This window comes from Streptococcus sp. 3167 (assembly GCF_013277175.1).
GTDB lineage: Bacteria > Bacillota > Bacilli > Lactobacillales > Streptococcaceae > Streptococcus > Streptococcus pseudopneumoniae.
The window spans coordinates 18,575-35,121 of record NZ_VMML01000006.1 but is presented as its reverse complement, the minus strand read 5'-3'; the positions used below and the strand labels follow the sequence as shown (position 1 = coordinate 35,121).

Sequence of the window (16,547 nt, the reverse complement as noted above, 5' to 3'; positions counted from 1 at the left end):
GTTGTTATTTCAATTCCTGCAACTTTTCCCAAACAATCTCGTAAACGTCTGTTAGTTCTCCCAATCCTCTACGGAAAACATCCTTATCCATGTGGTTGCCATCCGCATCCCACAAACGGCAGTTATCTGGTGAAAATTCATCTGCTAAGATAATCTTGCCATCCTTGTCAAAACCGAACTCTAGCTTAAAGTCAATCAACTTAAGCCCAATCTCAGCAAACCAGCCTTTCAAGAGTTCATTGATACGACGGGTTTCTTCCTTCAAGTAAGCAATCTGCTGGTCATCCGCAATCTTTAGGAATTTCACATGCTCGTCATTGATAAATGGATCATCCAAATCATCATTTTTATAGTAAAATTCAACAATCGGAGTATCCAAGGCGATACCTTCGTCTACGCCAAAACGTTTTGAAAAGGAACCAGCCGTGTAGTTGCGGAGCACGACTTCCAAAGGAATAATCTCAACCTTTTTATTGAGTTGTTCCGTGTCTGAAAGTTTCTCCACAAAGTGAGTCGCCACATCAGCCGCATTTAATTTCTCAAAAATAAAAGATGAAATCTGATTATTCAAGACTCCCTTACCTGCAATCTGCTCCTTCTTGACACCGTTGAAAGCAGTCGCCTGGTCCTTGTAAGTTGAAATAATAAGATTTTCATCTTCAGTTGTATAGATATCTTTAGCTTTTCCCGAATAGATCAACTGTTTTGACATTTTAAAGTTCGCCTTTCGTATTACTTGAGCACATTCTACCATAAAAAACCTAAAATTACAAGAATTTAACCGAATAAATAACATAGCACCCTCGAAAATCATAAAGAAAAAACTGCAAGAAGAATCTTTCTCACAGTTTTAAAATCATTTAACTCTGAAAATACGAACATTACTCTTTGTTCAAAAATTGATCTAAATAATAACGCAGGTAACTTTTCTTGCCCGTAATCATCTGTAGACGGCCTTCCACCCCGTACCGAAGTTTTTCAGCCTGCTCAGAAGTTAGATTAGTCTCCGCTTCAATTTTAAAGAAATTCCCTTTTTCAGTCTTGGTAGCTGTAGCATCTATGCTGGTAATAGTAGAATCTAGGAAAAGTTGATTCTTGGCATCATGAGTCGTAGTATAGCGAACAGAATCACCGACCTTGATTCTTGCTACATCTTTTGAACTTAGATAAGCTGTTAGCTTGGCTTTTCCTTCTTTTTCCAAGGATGGATAGAGTTGGGCTAGTAGGGTACCTTCTGCTACCATGGTAGAATCACTAGTCTCAGGATTAAGGTGAAGCACCCCATCCTCACTGGCCGTAATTTTCCCCTTGTCTAGAAGACTTCCCTGAACCTTCTTGCCTGACTCTGCTTCCAAGATTTTTTGGTCTAGAAGGGTCAATTCCTGACCAACCTTTGCCAAGTGTTGGGATTTGAGAGATTCCAATTGACTGCTTAAACCTGACGCATAGGCTTGCTGGGTACCTGAACCTGCATACTGGACACGGTAAGTAGCAAGACTAGATTCTAACTGAGAAAGCTGCGCTTCAACCTGCGCAACAGCCTGAGCCTTAGCTTGCGGATTTTCCTCGCCCTGAGACTTGTAGGACTGGTAGAGAGAGTAGGCTAGATTCTGACTGGCCAAGGAAGCACCTGTTTCCATAGCTGACTTAGCTGTCTGGTAATCGCGAATTTTAGCCTCTGTTTGACTGATGAGGTTGCCGATTTCGGCTTGGGTTTGGCTAGCTGCTGCATTCTGGGACGCGATGGTCTCATTTTGTTGCGATGTACTAGCCCTAAGACTGCCTGCTTGACTGATGTAGTCGCGAAAGGTGGCTTGGTAGCCAAACTTATCCTCCTCTGGAAAGTGGTTCTCCCCTTCTTGCAGGCTCTTTTGCAAATACTCCAATTGCTTTTTTTGATCCTTGAGCATATCCAACTGACTAGCATAGGCCTCCGCTTGGACACCCTCTGCCCCTTCCTGATATTGAACCAAGAGATCCCCCTTCTTAACCAGCTTATTTTCTTCCAAATGATTGACAAGAATACGATTGTTGCTAGTTGACTGGATATGTGCAAGGATACAACTAGGCTCGACAGTAGCTCTAGTAGACAAACTCATCTCCTTATCTGCAAATGTTGCAAATCCAAGTAAAAACACAAGCAGAAGGGACATGGGGACAATCACCCGACTGGAAAAATTATGGTAACGACGATTATAAAACTCCGCACTTTCTAAAAATTCTGGTTTCATCCTCTCCTCTTTCTAGCTATTGACCAAATGGGCGTAAAAGCCACCCTGTGCAAGCAAATCAGCATGCTTTCCTTCTTCAACAATCTTGCCCTGATCCAAGACAACAACCTTCTCTGTCCGCTCTGCAATGGTCAAGCGGTGGGCGATGAAAATCAAGGTCTTGTCTAAAGCCATGAGATTATCTACGATCCGCTTCTCTGTCAAAATATCCAAACTGCTGGTCGCCTCATCCAAAATCAAGACAGGTGCATCTGTCAAGAGAGCACGCGCCAGAGCGATTCTCTGCCGTTGACCACCTGAAATCCCTGCCCCATCCGAAGTCAATTCTGTCTGGTAATTCAGTGGCATGCGCTCGATATCCTCCCGAATCTCTGCCAATTCCACCGCCCGTAAGATATCCTCTTGAGTCGTCCCCTCCTTGGCTCCAAGGAGAAGATTCTCCAAAATCGTTCCGTTAAAGACATAGGGCTGTTGAGGCAGATAGTTGATGTACTGGCGCAGGGCTTTTTTATCAATCTGATTGAGATTGACACCACCCAGACTAATCTCTCCCTGACTTGGGTCGTAAAAATTAACCATCATCTTAGCCAAGGTCGTCTTACCTGACCCCGAAATCCCCACAAAAGCCACCTTAGAACCCTGCGGAATAGTCAAATTGATATCCGACAAGACATCTCGACCATAGCCATACTTATAGTAAACCTGCTTGAAAGTCATCTCTCCCTTCATCAAACTCAAATCCTCAACCGTTTTCTTCTCCTCAAACTCCGAGGCTACCAGATAGACCTCATTCAGACGGTTATTGGCAACCTGTGCTGTCTGAAGCTTGGTTTGCAGATTGATGATATTTTCCAAAGGATTGGTAAAGTAAACCAGCAAGGTATTATAGGTAATCAACTGCCCCAAACTCATCTTGCCATCCATGACCAGAACAGCCCCCATCCAGAGAATGCCGACATTGAGCAAGAGATGGCCAACTTTTTTCAGAGCCTTTTGCTGACTCTCTGCCCGACTATAGGTAAAGGATTTCTTCAGATAATCCACAAATTCCTTGTCAATCTTTTGATAACGTGAACTTTCACTAGTCAAGGACTTGATAGTCTCAATACCGTTGATGTCCTCAATGATAGAAGAAGACAGAACCGCATTGGCTTCCATGGTGTCCCGATTCATCTTTTCAAACGGCTTCATAAAGGCAAAGATAATCACTGTGTAGATAGGAAGTGCCAATAAAGTCATGAAAAAGAGATTGGTATTTTGTGAAAATAAAACAAGAGAAATAATGACAACTGTTGACACATCTAGGAAAATCGAAAGAATGGTCGAAGCCAGCGCATCGATGATACTATTAGCATCCGTGAAACGAGACACGATTTCCCCTGTCCGACGTGTCGCAAAAAAGGACATAGGCAGGTGAAAAACATGCTTGATATAGGACAAAATCACATCAATCGACAAGCGTTGCCCCAAAACAAGTAAGAGATACTCCTGAGCGTAAGACAAAATCTGCTGGAGAATATAGACGATAACCAGCCCAATAGAAATAATCCCAAGCGTCGAACGCATCTGATCTGGCACATAGGTATCAATGATAGACTGCATATAATAAGAACCCACAATGTTAATCAAGGTTACCAAGAGTGTTGCCAAAACGATATTGGCAATCAAGCCACGCTGCTTCACTAATATAGGGATAAAAGAGAGCAGACCATTCTTTTGTTCCTTATGAGGCTTGTAGTCTGGACTAGGTGCCATAAAAAGAGTCACTCCTGTCCATTCTTCCGCAAAACGCTCACGTGGCAGTTTGGTCAATTTCACCCCAGGATCTGGATCGGCAATATGAATGCTATCCTTATCCTGCCCAGTCACCACATAGTAGTGGAGCAATTTTCCTTCCTTAAGAACATGGGCAACAAAAGGAAAAGTCAAATCTGGCAAGTCAAAGAGCGTCATATCCGCCTTAATTGCTCGCGTCTCAAAACCAATTTCCTCTGCCACCTTGACCAAGCCCAAAGCCGTCGTCCCATCCATAGTCGTCTTAGCCAATTCTCGCAAGTGAGCCAAAGAATAATAACTACCATAGTAGCCAAAAACCATAGCTAATGAAGCTACACCGCAGTCCATCTGATCCACCTGCGGACGATAGTGACGTTTCCCAAATTTCATCTTCATCTCCTTTTTCCTAATACTCAATGAAAATCAAAGAGCAAACTAGGAAACTAGCCGCAGGCTGCTCAAAACACTGTTTTGAGGTTGTAGATAGGACTGACGAAGTCAGTCACATATATACGGCAAGGCGACGTTGACGTGGTTTGAATTTGATTTTCGAAGAGTATAAACTCATCTGATAACAACTATCTTACCCCAATCCTCAAACAAAAACTGGACTTCCTCCCCAAATGCGCCTATCTCCCTCCCAACTGCACTTTTTGGATAAAGAAAATAGGCAGAACAAACGTTCTACCTAGAAAATATAAGAATTCCAAGTTAATAAAACCGAAATGATTTCGTGTCATTATTAAGTAAAGAAAAGAAATTTTAGTATTTCTAAAAACTATTTATAATAGACACTATAGCATTAAATAAAAATGGTACAGAAAATACTACTGTCAATCTTAAATTTTTAAATCTCGCATAATTTGTTATCCCAATTAGTAATACTGTCAATATGCTGAAATAAGCAAACTTTATATCCGATGGATTAAATAAGTAACAAAGTAAAATGCTAAAACTTAAGGTTATATTTTTAGATAAAAGAATATCTCCAAAGTTCCTCTTATCCTTATCAAAAAATAATGTAATCAGAAAGAGAGAAAATCCATATTCAATAAGAGTTGCTATAAATGTGAAAACAACAGAAATCACTGTCAATATTGTTTCTATTTTAATTGTAAAAAGATTAGATAGTTCAGATAATTTATCAATTTGTTCATCTAAAATTCCCGACTTCATCAGTAAATCAATAAACAAATATAAAAGAAAAAGATAAATAATCAGATTCATTAATTTGTATAAACTATTATTTGTTTGAAATTTCATAAACCCGTCCTTCCTCTATTAAAATCCTTTGAGATTTGCTAATCAATTCTTGATTCAATAAATTATGAGATACATATATAATAGTAGAGCTTTCTTTCATGGAAATTAAACGTTTAGCAATCATATCAATACTTCTTGCATCCACTGTTGATAAGGTCTCATCAATAAAAATATAATCCCAATTTTTAGCAAAAATTAAGGATAAGCCTAATTTGAATTTTGTTCCAGTAGATGCTGTCATATAGTTATCTCCGATTTTATTATCAAAAAAAGTATTAATTTGTTCTTTATCCTCAAATGATAGATGGATTTGAAAAGAATCACACAACAACTGCAAATTTTCTTCTATAGTAAATGGAATAACCCCAAGCTGATTGGTATCAAGGTATAGTACATCTTTGGAGACACAATTCTTTAAACCACTATCAAAAGTCTCTAGCCCAGCTAAAAGTTGTAGAAGGGTGCTCTTTCCTGAACCATTCTCTCCTTCAACTCTGTAAATTCCCTTATCAATCTCTAGTGATATATTTTTCAGTATACATTTATCATAACTTTTAGATTCATTTTCAATTTTCATAATTTAATTCCCTCTATCAACGCTGCTAAAATTAATAAAATATAAGAAATGATATACCATTTTAAATTACTTTTTATATAAATAAGTATATTTTCAATTCCCCTATCCTTCAATAATCGGTATAAAAGATACTGACTCATACCTTGATACCAAATAAAATTCGGTATTTCAATAAGACCATGAGGTAATATTCCTTTTATTGTAGCTACTATTCCAATCATCTGACCAGATATACCCAATTGTATTCCTAAAGATAGCAAATCAAAAAGTTGCAATAAGGGCGAAATCGGAAAACAGAATAGATATAGCAAAAAATTTGTAGAATTTGCCTGTAAAACTGTCAATGTAAATTGTAATTCCAGTTTCGGAGGTATAGTAGCAAAAGTCTCACTTTTTAATATAAAGCTTAAAAGTAAACCTAGTGAAAAACAGACCGTACAAAATAACACATAGTAAATCAGAAAACCACTTTTTCTCATCTAATGCCCCCTACTAAAGTTACAAATAATATCAGAAAACAATATAAAACCAGAAAACTCCATCTCAATAAACTAACTGTACCTTTAATTAAAAATAGAGCTTTCTTATAATAGACATAGGCTATAAAATAATTGAATGGAATCAATAACAAATTCAACAAAATACTTTTTATATCATTACTATAACTTGTCACCGGAATCAAACATAACAACAATGAAAATTGTAAGAAAGAGATTAAATGCGTCAACATCATTAGTTGTGCATTCTTAAAAAAGAAATTCATTTTAGAATGATTAAGAGCAGATAATTGAAGTAAAGCTAGATCTACCCCAATTGAGGATTTATGATTCCCTATTATTGCCTCCATTAATGTGATATATATTGAGGTATAAAGAAACAATATTGGTATTTTTGTACCATCAATTGATAACATCGTCATCATATACCAAAATAGATAGGAAAGAAGAATACTAATCAAAATAAAAGAAAAAGTTAACCCTTTATTTAACCAACAAAAACGAAGCAATATAAATAGACTGCTACGAAATCTTTTTTGGCTCATTCGACTGCTTTTAAAATAGAAATTACTCGCGTGATTATCTAATATCCCCATAACTAAAATAAAATAATTGAGTAGTATGACATAAATTACAACTTGTCCTTGTTCTATAGACAATAGTCCTATAGATAAAAATAAGAACAATTTACTTATAATTGAAAACAAACTAGGTAGAATTAAAGAAATAATTTGAATAACTATCAAACAAAGAGTAATGTATAAATAAAAATATCCAATAATATCTAGAAAATACAAAATAAATAAATAAATGAATGATTGTAAAATTTGGAAAGAATAATATTTCTTGACAATGGCAAGAAGATAGAGAAAAATATAGTTTTTCCTTATATAGAAAGTATTTATTTTTTTACTTTGGATAGGCAGTTTCATATTATAACGATTCAAAGTAGCGTAATCTACTACCAAAAAAAGTAAAAATAATTTCCCTTGAAAAGGAAGATAGCTTTTAAAATAGATTGACAAACTTATGATAACAAAAAACAAAAGGGTTATCCCAATAAAATTAAGATAACCTAAAATACTTTCACATTCTTTTTTAGAAAGTATTTTCATCTAGTTCTACCATAGAGCTGCTTTAGCAGCACCCTTCTTTTTCAATATATAAAGAACTGTTGCTGCAATACCCGAACCAATAGAACCTACTCCTGTGATTGCACCTACAATTGAAATTACTGCTGTAACTGTACTATAAGCACTAATCAAATTGACTACAGTAGCAGCAGCTTTTGTCGAAATTCCTAATGTCCCAGCCAACATAGGAAAAGAAACAACACCTAAGCTTAACCAACTAATGACTGCTAACATTGCTGAAACAATGAGAAATTTATTATGAAATTCCATTCTTTTAGATTTCATTTTAGTGTACTCCTTTTGTATATTATGTATGTTTTATTGAGAGTTAATTCGCACATGTTGTATTCCTAACTCTCTTCAAATGTTCGTCTATATTTTATACTACTTTTATTAACATATCTATAATAAATAAATTACTACTACATTTTCCTAGATTATCAAATTACTTTTATATCACTAAGACTCAATAAAAGATAATGTCTATTTAACTTTTATACGATTACTACCTCCTTTTTAGTTTACACTTCCTACATCATAAATAAACATACTCAACCCTCACAATCTCCAAATCACTCTTTTATATCATTGAAAATTGAGTTTCATCCTCTATACTAATGTAGGAAACCTATTAAAACATTCCTTTAATCCAATATAAGAATACTTTATTCCATTAATCTCTACCTGATATTATAGATAGAACCAAACTCTTATACTTAAAGGGACAAATAACGTTCCAACCATAATAAACCTCCTTTCTTTTTGAGAGCGTTTTCTTTATAGGTTTAATATAACAAAAACATGAAAAAAACAACATGACTTAGAAGTCAGGTTGTTGGGAAATCTATTTGTTTTTCTTCTAAGATTCTCTGAACTAATATCTGATCATCTAGCAATTCTGCTAGAGAAATTGCCTTTTCATAGAAACTTTCTGCCTCTAAAATATTCTTGTCTACAAATAAAGCATATTTTGCCTTTAGCAAAAATAGATGAGGTCGGTAAAAAACATGTCTTGTTTTAGCAATAATTTTCTCAAATGTTTGAATATATATCAGACTATCTTCTGTCTGAATTTGGATAAATAGGCTCAGAAGAACTTTTTCCATCTGAGCTAGGCTAGCCTTATCTTCATATTCTGAACATAGCAATACTTTTTGAGCTAACTCCTCAAAATGTTCTTTATCTTCTAATCCCATAGCACAACAAAAGAAATACAATTCAATAATCAACAAATCATTTACAGAAAAATATTTCTTTTTTAATAACTGCTGGAAATATTCTTCCACTAACCCTAAACCGTAGGTCACATCTGAACTACCATAAATATCAAAACGAGCTTGTGTCACATCCACAATTAACTGCTCTTCCTCAGGCAAATTCTCATAATAGTTTTCATATATTTCCTCAAGTATAGCTTCTTTTCGTTCGATTCTTCCCTTATCAGCGTAGGTTTGAGAATGAATCAGCTCATCTTTGAGTTTTAGGAATCCTTTTGGAATCTCTATAACCTTAACATCCACAATATTCTGTAATGATACTCCAAGTTTATCCGCAATCAATAATAATTTAGGAAGTGTTGCTAAAGCTTGCCCATTTTCAATACGTGCTAGCTGACGAATCGTCAACTCTGATTCATCACCACAAATATCTATCTGAGTTTTTCCACAAGATCGCCTAATAGTTTTGATTTTATAACCAATTTCACGTTTCAACTCATCCATAGTAATACTCCTTAAGTTGATTACAAAGATTTCTTTTTCTTCCTAATTCTTTTGTCAATCATGTACAAAACGATAATCGAAAACAGCGGTGGTACAATATAACTCTTTTCACTCATTGTCAGCTGAAATCCCAGAGTTGCTAGTATCTTAAAGATGAAAATATTCATCAAAAATAGAAAAACAAATACTAAAAAATATCTTAAAACCTTCTTCATTTCTTTTCTTCAACTCTCCTAATTTCTATACCTATTTTATCAAATTTTATCAAAAAATACATGTAAAACTCCAAATAAACAGCTCAAATACACTTTTTTGGCAAAAAATAGGCAGAACAAACGTCCTACCTACTAAAAATATGCTATTGAAAGGAAAATGATTTTTTTCTGACACCCTAGGCAAGCTTGGGACAAATAAATCATTGATAGTAACCTTTACGACATCCTATTTAAAGTTACTTCAATTTTTAATGTCCCTGCTATTTCTAAGCCACCTCTGGTATAATCTATTCCTAGTCAGAATAGATAACACCGTTCTAAATTACGATTCATAGTTACTCCTTTTTTTGATTCGTTACTATAAGACACCTATTCCCTATAGAGCGTCTACTACCTCAAATTTATCCATTCTTTTTTTCTTTACTTCTGTATAAAAGAATGAAGACCATCATAAATAATGCAATCGTTGGTATATTGAAACTATCAAACCAAGTAAGTAAAGATACTTTATTCATGTCAGCTACTAATCTGATGATGATATAAGACATTGAACTAAGTAATACCATAATTTCAGGCCAAACTTTCAGTATTGATTTAATAAATTTCATATTAAACTCCAATGTGATGCATTCCTAGATTCTAGCCTAGCCATTTTAGCGCAGACTAACAAGTCATTCTTAACTGTTTACTCTACTCGCTTTTTATTGACCTTATATCCTAGATAAAAGAGCCCAAATAAAACAGGGTAAATTTCTGGATAAAATAGGGTATTGATTGGATTTCTCAAAATCAAATACGTTGCGATGTAGATTATGAGCGATACGGTAAAATAACCCTCAGTAAAGCCTAATAAAAATGTTTTCATAGAAAGCTCCTATTTACCTGACAAGAATGGCGGAAAAACGCTACCATTCATATACACAAAATCCTTTTGATTCATGTTCTTCATTTATAGTTTGGATTATTTTTTGACAAATCTTTGCGAAAAATACCAAAATATGCTGAGAAAAGCAAACCAACCAAAGTCCATTGCCAATTAAAGTATACTAACGAACCTGTACGAATCACATGAAGCGCGACATTAAGAATTATTCCCAACAAAGGAAATATAGTGGCTAGTTTAGGTAACAATGTATTGAGATTAAGGTTGCGATTATTCATTATCTAACGCCCACGACGAGCCAAATCTGAACCAAATTTGTAACCAGCATTAAAAATTTGTACAGCAGCATTCAGTACTCCTGCAATCCCAACTGCTTCCGCAAGACCAAAACCACCTTTTGTTCCCACTAATTCATCGTCAGATAATTGATAAAATTGTTCTAAGTTCATATTCGTCATTACTCCTTTGTATTATATTTTATTGCTATGTAAATGATTAAAATGAGTATTGGATAAGTAAATACTTCTGAAATATCCATAAAATTTACACTATACTGTCCAGATAATATTTTATAATCAATTAAAATTTGAACGATAGTAAAAATAATACGTAGCGATAACAATACCCCTAATAATATCACTTCTTTTTTTAAAAACATAGAAATGCCTCTCTGACTACAATCAGATTATGGTCTATTCGCATAATACCCCAAAGCTGCTCCTCCAGCAAAAAGCGCTGCTGCTCCACCTGCTACTGCTGCACCTATCTTCCAGATAGACACTCCGGCGATTACAAGAGGCAATGCTCCCCCATCCACATCCATCAACTCTTCTTCTGTAAGAGCTACAAAGTTCTGTTCCATTTTGTCAAAATTTGTCATCTTTTTTCTCCTCTTGTTCTATTTTTTCTAAATCTTATCTTCTAAAAAATGGGGTTCCAATAAATATACCGCGTAACAATAGACCTGTAATTAGACCCCGTTGATAACTTTCCTTGCTACCACCCACCAGCAAAGCTAAGTCGCTCTCCTTTAATACTTCAATAGTATACTTATCATTCATTTCATTCATCTCTTATCCTCCTAAAAACCAAAACCTCTACGAAATCCAATGTACCAATCTGCAAGGGTCTTCACCCAACTTTCTCCACCTTGAATATCGGTCAATTCTTCCGAAGTTAGCTCAACAAATCCGTAATAATGTTCTTTCATTATTTTATTCCTTTCTTTTTCCTCTTACTTATTTATTCGAAAAATAATTCGAAAATGTACAACTAAATTAAATTTTATTTAAAAAATAATTTAATGTACCATGAATAAAAAATCGGTAGATACATAAACTAGACTCCTTCCTTTTCCTTCTCACTTATCTATTCGAAAAAAATTTCGAAAATGTACAACTAAATTAAATTTTATTTGAAAAATAATTTAATATACCATGAATAGAAAATCGGTAGATACATGAAGCAAACTCCTTTTCTTTTCCTCTTACTTATCTATTCGAAAAACAATTCAAAAATGTACAACTAAATTAAATTTATTTAAAAAATAACTCAGTGAACCATGGGTAGAACACTGATATAAACATGAACTAGGCTCCTTCCTTTTTCCTCTTACTTATCTATTCGAAAAGGAAGTCAAAAAAATAAGAATATCAGAAAATTTTCCGACATTCTTATTGATAAATTTGTAAGTCTATTAAAACTATTCTACCTTGTAAAAAAATCCCTCGGTACTACCATTGATAAGTTGGTGTCCAAACCATAAGCGGTCTTGTGTAATATCAGACGAGTCAGTATAGCCATTATCTGAAGAAGAGGTGACAGACATGGTTATAGGGATTCCTGCTGGTAAAAAGGCAATAGCTGCACCAGCACCTCCATCTTTAGAAACAGAACTTGCCTTGAGATAGTGGTCAATTTCCTTAGCATGTTCAATTGAAATCTTGGAATGATCACTTACTAAACCATTTTTGTCAAAGGTGAATTCAATACCTGTACGATTCCTCCAAGTGCCTGCGACACTAGAAAAATCTCCATTTTGAATTGCAGAATAATCATTACTTTTTATCAACGGTAATATTCTTTAAGTTTGTTTTAGGACTGTCAAGCGTGAAGAGTGTATTTTTATTGGTTCGAATTGCGATTGTATTTTCATGGTCTTTATTTACTCCAATATTAAAAGTCGAATCGTAGATATCCATAGCATAAAATGAAGAAACACCAAAACCATTGTCTTCAGTTGTAGGGAAGTAATTTTTTAGTGGATTTGAAATATCAATTTCCTTATTTTTCTTATCAAATATTGTTCCAGTATATTTTAAATATTCAAAAGCAGTCTGATTTCCGCTACCATCTGTTTTTAACTTGATAGAATAAGAGCCGGTACCAGGTTTGGATAATTCTGTAAGTTCATTGGAATTTTCTAATGCCTGTATAGTTTTTTTATGTCGGTCAATTCGTTGCTCATGTTCCTCAGCTGAACCATTTGCTATTCCAACTGACCCTTCAGGATATTTGTCTAGTTTTGCTTTATATTCATCTAGTTCCTTTTGTGTAAGTTCTAAATCTTCCTTATAATAATTGACGAGGTTGTCATAATAAGTTTTTATATTTTGCTTATGAAGTTCTTTCGCTTTCTCAATAACTTCTTTGTCAGATAATTTACTTACATCGCCTAATGTTAAATGTTCGCTATTTTTACTTCCGCGTAAATCAAATGCTGTAATTGTGTTATTTTTGGCAACTAATAAAAATTCGATTCTAGTTTCTTTTGAGGTTGATTTAGAATTTTCTAAATCATAGATAATGGTTTCATTTTTTGATAAGTGTTCAGCAAATTCAGTACTTTTGCTTTTTGAAGATACTTGTTCTATTTGTTTTTCTTCTTGATTACTTTGAGACTTAGTATGAGTACATGCAGTCAGAATGCATCCTGAAAGAAGTAGTGAAATTAAAACTATTTTGCGATTCATATAAAATTCTCCGTTAGTTACTATTTGTATTTGTAAAAATTAAATTATTGTGCATGAAGATAAGTAGTTAATAAAATTATTTTTTCATTATCAAAGAACTCCTAAAACAAACATTATTAAATAAATAGTTTACCGTCTTGGTCTAAATCATACAAGCTATACTGTAGTCCAGAGTATTCTTTAGGATAAGTATTTTTTAAGTTTGCTTTTGAATTGAGCTCTTTAGGTGAAGCTGATGAATCATCTAATACTTTGGCATATTCTTTAAGGACAGGATTATATAGGGTGTAATCATTTTTCTTCTCTTCTGATGTGGAAGTAGGCGAACTGCTACTAGAAGTAGTTGTTTCAGAACTTTCTGAGGAAGTGTTTTTACTCTGAGGTTGGCAAGCTGTTAAAATGGAGATAGCTAAAATACTGATACTGAATAGAAATAATTTTTTCATATGTTTAATCTTACAATTTGAAATTGTTTTTATACCCACTCACCGTTGTAATTGACACGATAACCGTCAGGTGTAGTTGTATTGATTGCGAGTGCACCAGAGCTATAGGCATAGTACCATTTGCCAGATACTTTCATCCAGCCTGTTTTCATAGCTCCTGAATCTTGAAGGTAGTACCAGCTACCGTTATCTTTGACCCAACCTGTCTTCATCGCACCTGAGCCGTCGAGATAGTACCACGTGCCGTTGTCTTTTACCCAGCCAGTTTGCATCCAACCAGAGTTATCAAAACGATACCAAACACCATTGATTTTTTCCCAGTCATTAGTTGTATAAGTGCCATCTTCGTGTTTATACCACCAGCGACCATTCGAATACATCCAAGTAGATTTAGACTGATGGGTCATCATGGTTGTATCCGTGTTAGAATAGTTTCCAGATGACGAACTTGTAGAAGTTGACGAGCTAGATGAATTCGAACCTGATTGAGTTGTTGTGTTAGTATTTGAATTTGTCGAAGGATTTCCGATAGTCACCTCTTTTCTAACTTTAAAGACACGTTTTCTATTATCAATTGAGTGATCGCGCGGAGAGCCAGCTTCTCCAGACATCTCCAAGATATATGTTCCAGCAGGAAACTGTCTGATATCGAAAACATCCCCTTTAAATTGATTGCTATAAATTAAAGGCAAAAGAAATTGGTCGTTGACGTCATTAGTTAGACCACTAAAGATGACATCATTATTATGTTGATACACAATTTTTCCGCTAGCCTTATCAATTAGAGTAACATTTCCTCTAGCTGCATTATCTCCTCCGTGTTGTAGTGGCTCTGAGAGTACACCTTCAAAATTAAATCCAAAATGATGAATTTCAACCTTTGTAATTGTTGCTTCTATTTGTTTTTCAGTACTCGTATTTGAGATAGTATTTGCTTGATTAGTTGATAAGACTTCTAGTTTGGTTATATAAGTGTAAAAAGGACCTCCTTTTCCCAGATTTTCTCTGACATCAGCAGTTAACTTATAGCGAGTACCATTTAGTTCAAACTTCATGGTATAGATACCATAGTCTGTTGCTTTAAAGACAATTGTTTTACCGTTGAATGTGGCGATACCATTGGATTCAAAACTTGCAAATTGCTTAGAAAATTCTTTTTGATAAACATTATCTACCCAATCAACCGTTACAAAATTAGTTTTTGACTTTGAAGCAGATAAAACATCTGTTAATTTTTCTTTACCTTTTGCTTCTCTTTTCTCTACAAGAGTCACATCTGTTGCGACTAAATCTGTATCACGATAACCAGGAGCAGGGACTTCAACATAGGCATTGGCTGCTGGAGACCATTTCTTGACCATTGGAACACTTGCGGCATTGACACTTGAAATCGTAGCTCCTGTTGCTACAAGTGATAAAACTACTGTAGTCGTTAAAACGATTTTTTTCATAATTTTTGTATTCCTTTTCTTTTTATCTATTTTTTATAATCTTATCCTAGATCCACTCACCGTTGTAATTAACACGGTAGCCATCAGGTGTAGTCGTATTGATTGCTAGTGCACCAGAGCTATAGGCATAGTACCATTTACCAGAAACTGTAAACCAGCCTGTTTTCATAGCGCCTGAACCGTCGAGATAGTACCAGCTACCGTTATCTTTGAGCCAACCAGTCTTCATAGCGCCTGAACCGTCGAGATAGTACCAAGCCTTACCGTCTTTCAACCAACCTGTCTGCATCCAGCCTGAACTATCGAAGTGATACCAGATATTATCTAATTTTGCCCACTGATTGTAAGGGTAAGACCCATCAAGTTGCATAAACCACCAACGAGAGCCCGATTGTTGCCAAAAACCCATACCCCTACCAATATCTTGCATTTGAAAAAAGAAACCTGGTTTATTAGTCCCGTTAGACTTACCTTGTTTTGTTTTCTTACTGGTATGAGTTCCGATTGCCTTCAAGTCTTTGTCAAAAAGATTCGCCTTAGTCGCAAATGTTTGAGTCTGAGAAGAATTTGCTTCTGTATATTGAATGGCCTTTCCATAACCACCAGCTAATTCTTCAGAGCCACCAGATGCTGTTCCGAAACTTTGTGCAATGGTAATCCGTCCATTTTGAGTGACAGGGTTTTCAAAGGCTGCCAAACCCATATAGGTCAATTCTGGATTGATTAAGGATTCGTAGTGTCCAGTTTGACCAGATACACTTGCCCCACTACGAGATTTGACGTAATCTGCTTTTTCCTCATACCATTGATTAATAGCTATCATAAATCCATCATAGTTCCAAGCTAAGTTTTCGGCTAGTGAAAAATTCCCTGAAGGCCAGGCACTCCAAATATCTTTATTAGATAAACGTTTATGATGCCTAGTTACAGAAGCTTCTGCTGCCCGAACGAAGGCTGTTTTTTCTAGCGCAGTTGACCATTTGATAGGAACATAGCTAGTAACTAGACCTTCGTCTGCTGCCTCTTTTCGAATGGCATTGATACGGTCTAAGATAGCCTGTTTATCTGGCGTTAAGAAAGTCCCTTCAATCCCAACCAGAGTAGTACCAGAAGAAGTACTAGTAACCTCAGAGTTCAAGATATTGTAGGATTGACCATTGATTGCTTGAGTGGAAACCAGCCTATCATTAGCAGCTACTGATTGTGATGTAACAATTCCTACCCCAAGAAGTGATAGAGCTGAAATCGTTGCAAGTGTGAACTTTTTAGCTTTGGTGTCCATTTCGTGTCCCCCTATTTTTATTTATTGTAAAGTAATCAGTTTGTCCTAAAACCTAGACTTTTTTGGACAAACTTGATAAAATGGAAGTGTAATAATAATC

Annotated in this window: 23 protein-coding genes; all 23 read right to left on the bottom strand. The window is 35.1% G+C overall.

What is annotated here, in order from left to right; translation table 11 throughout:
- Positions 1-4 precede the first annotated feature (4 nt).
- Entirely contained in the window at positions 5-712 is a 708-nt protein-coding gene (purC, locus tag HT678_RS00715) for a phosphoribosylaminoimidazolesuccinocarboxamide synthase (protein ID WP_050222965.1), read from the bottom strand.
- A 169-nt stretch (positions 713-881) separates the two neighbouring features.
- Positions 882-2,231 (bottom strand): competence pheromone export protein ComB, encoded by a 1,350-nt coding sequence (comB, locus tag HT678_RS00710; RefSeq protein WP_023938644.1) that lies wholly within the window; start codon positions 2,229-2,231, stop codon positions 882-884.
- Between the two features lie 12 nt (positions 2,232-2,243).
- Positions 2,244-4,397 carry a peptide cleavage/export ABC transporter ComA gene (comA, locus tag HT678_RS00705; protein WP_023938645.1) on the bottom strand — a complete coding sequence of 718 codons (2,154 nt, stop codon included), beginning with the start codon at positions 4,395-4,397 and terminating at the stop codon, positions 2,244-2,246.
- Between the two features lie 381 nt (positions 4,398-4,778).
- Positions 4,779-5,270 carry a hypothetical protein gene (locus tag HT678_RS00700; RefSeq protein WP_000671988.1) on the bottom strand — a complete coding sequence of 164 codons (492 nt, stop codon included), beginning with the start codon at positions 5,268-5,270 and terminating at the stop codon, positions 4,779-4,781.
- Positions 5,251-5,847, bottom strand: a complete 597-nt coding sequence (locus HT678_RS00695) for an ATP-binding cassette domain-containing protein (protein ID WP_000687786.1) — start codon at positions 5,845-5,847, stop codon at positions 5,251-5,253. The genes HT678_RS00700 and HT678_RS00695 overlap by 20 nt, the downstream gene beginning before the upstream one ends.
- Entirely contained in the window at positions 5,844-6,326 is a 483-nt protein-coding gene (locus HT678_RS00690; RefSeq protein WP_001232096.1) for a stage II sporulation protein M, read from the bottom strand. Before HT678_RS00690 ends, HT678_RS00695 begins: the two co-directional genes overlap by 4 nt.
- The gene (locus HT678_RS00685) at positions 6,323-7,459 is read right to left on the bottom strand and encodes a hypothetical protein (RefSeq protein ID WP_000698831.1); all 1,137 of its coding nucleotides are present in this window, start codon (positions 7,457-7,459) and stop codon (positions 6,323-6,325) included. The genes HT678_RS00690 and HT678_RS00685 overlap by 4 nt, the downstream gene beginning before the upstream one ends.
- 6 nt (positions 7,460-7,465) lie before the next feature.
- Positions 7,466-7,762: an uberolysin/carnocyclin family circular bacteriocin gene (locus tag HT678_RS00680; RefSeq protein ID WP_000837726.1), complete on the bottom strand. Its 297-nt coding sequence runs from the start codon at positions 7,760-7,762 to the stop codon at positions 7,466-7,468.
- 542 nt (positions 7,763-8,304) lie between these two features.
- On the bottom strand, positions 8,305-9,198 hold the full coding sequence (locus tag HT678_RS00675) for an XRE family transcriptional regulator (RefSeq protein ID WP_000343887.1): 894 nt from the start codon (positions 9,196-9,198) through the stop codon (positions 8,305-8,307).
- Between the two features lie 20 nt (positions 9,199-9,218).
- A complete protein-coding gene (locus HT678_RS11370) occupies positions 9,219-9,413 on the bottom strand; it encodes a hypothetical protein (protein WP_000757185.1) in 195 nt (64 codons plus the stop codon).
- 401 nt (positions 9,414-9,814) lie between these two features.
- Positions 9,815-10,021: a hypothetical protein gene (locus HT678_RS00670; RefSeq protein WP_023938646.1), complete on the bottom strand. Its 207-nt coding sequence runs from the start codon at positions 10,019-10,021 to the stop codon at positions 9,815-9,817.
- A 77-nt stretch (positions 10,022-10,098) separates the two neighbouring features.
- Positions 10,099-10,278, bottom strand: coding sequence for a hypothetical protein (locus HT678_RS00665; RefSeq protein WP_000846995.1), 180 nt, complete (start codon positions 10,276-10,278; stop codon positions 10,099-10,101).
- A gap of 80 nt (positions 10,279-10,358) precedes the next feature.
- Positions 10,359-10,574, bottom strand: coding sequence for a bacteriocin immunity protein (locus tag HT678_RS11365; RefSeq protein ID WP_078149558.1), 216 nt, complete (start codon positions 10,572-10,574; stop codon positions 10,359-10,361).
- Positions 10,575-10,577: 3 nt separating this feature from the next.
- Entirely contained in the window at positions 10,578-10,745 is a 168-nt protein-coding gene (locus HT678_RS00660) for a class IIb bacteriocin, lactobin A/cerein 7B family (protein WP_001047583.1), read from the bottom strand.
- 8 nt (positions 10,746-10,753) lie between these two features.
- Positions 10,754-10,954, bottom strand: coding sequence for a hypothetical protein (locus HT678_RS00655; protein ID WP_023940558.1), 201 nt, complete (start codon positions 10,952-10,954; stop codon positions 10,754-10,756).
- Positions 10,955-10,981: 27 nt separating this feature from the next.
- Complete coding sequence (locus HT678_RS00650; RefSeq protein WP_000180815.1) at positions 10,982-11,176, bottom strand: class IIb bacteriocin, lactobin A/cerein 7B family; 195 nt, start codon at positions 11,174-11,176, stop codon at positions 10,982-10,984.
- Positions 11,177-11,210: 34 nt separating this feature from the next.
- Positions 11,211-11,366, bottom strand: coding sequence for a hypothetical protein (locus HT678_RS00645; protein ID WP_001004584.1), 156 nt, complete (start codon positions 11,364-11,366; stop codon positions 11,211-11,213).
- An 11-nt stretch (positions 11,367-11,377) separates the two neighbouring features.
- Positions 11,378-11,506, bottom strand: coding sequence for a smi_0059.1 family bacteriocin-like peptide (locus HT678_RS00640; protein WP_000658224.1), 129 nt, complete (start codon positions 11,504-11,506; stop codon positions 11,378-11,380).
- A gap of 492 nt (positions 11,507-11,998) precedes the next feature.
- Positions 11,999-12,367, bottom strand: coding sequence for a DUF6287 domain-containing protein (locus HT678_RS00635; protein ID WP_240153444.1), 369 nt, complete (start codon positions 12,365-12,367; stop codon positions 11,999-12,001).
- Entirely contained in the window at positions 12,354-13,268 is a 915-nt protein-coding gene (locus HT678_RS00630; RefSeq protein ID WP_172924514.1) for a hypothetical protein, read from the bottom strand. The genes HT678_RS00635 and HT678_RS00630 overlap by 14 nt, the downstream gene beginning before the upstream one ends.
- Positions 13,269-13,384: 116 nt before the next feature.
- Complete coding sequence (locus tag HT678_RS00625; RefSeq protein WP_240153443.1) at positions 13,385-13,714, bottom strand: hypothetical protein; 330 nt, start codon at positions 13,712-13,714, stop codon at positions 13,385-13,387.
- Positions 13,715-13,743: 29 nt separating this feature from the next.
- Positions 13,744-15,165, bottom strand: coding sequence for an N-acetylmuramoyl-L-alanine amidase family protein (locus tag HT678_RS00620; RefSeq protein WP_172924513.1), 1,422 nt, complete (start codon positions 15,163-15,165; stop codon positions 13,744-13,746).
- A 46-nt stretch (positions 15,166-15,211) separates the two neighbouring features.
- Positions 15,212-16,447 (bottom strand): CAP domain-containing protein, encoded by a 1,236-nt coding sequence (locus HT678_RS00615; RefSeq protein ID WP_172924512.1) that lies wholly within the window; start codon positions 16,445-16,447, stop codon positions 15,212-15,214.
- Positions 16,448-16,547 lie beyond the last annotated feature (100 nt).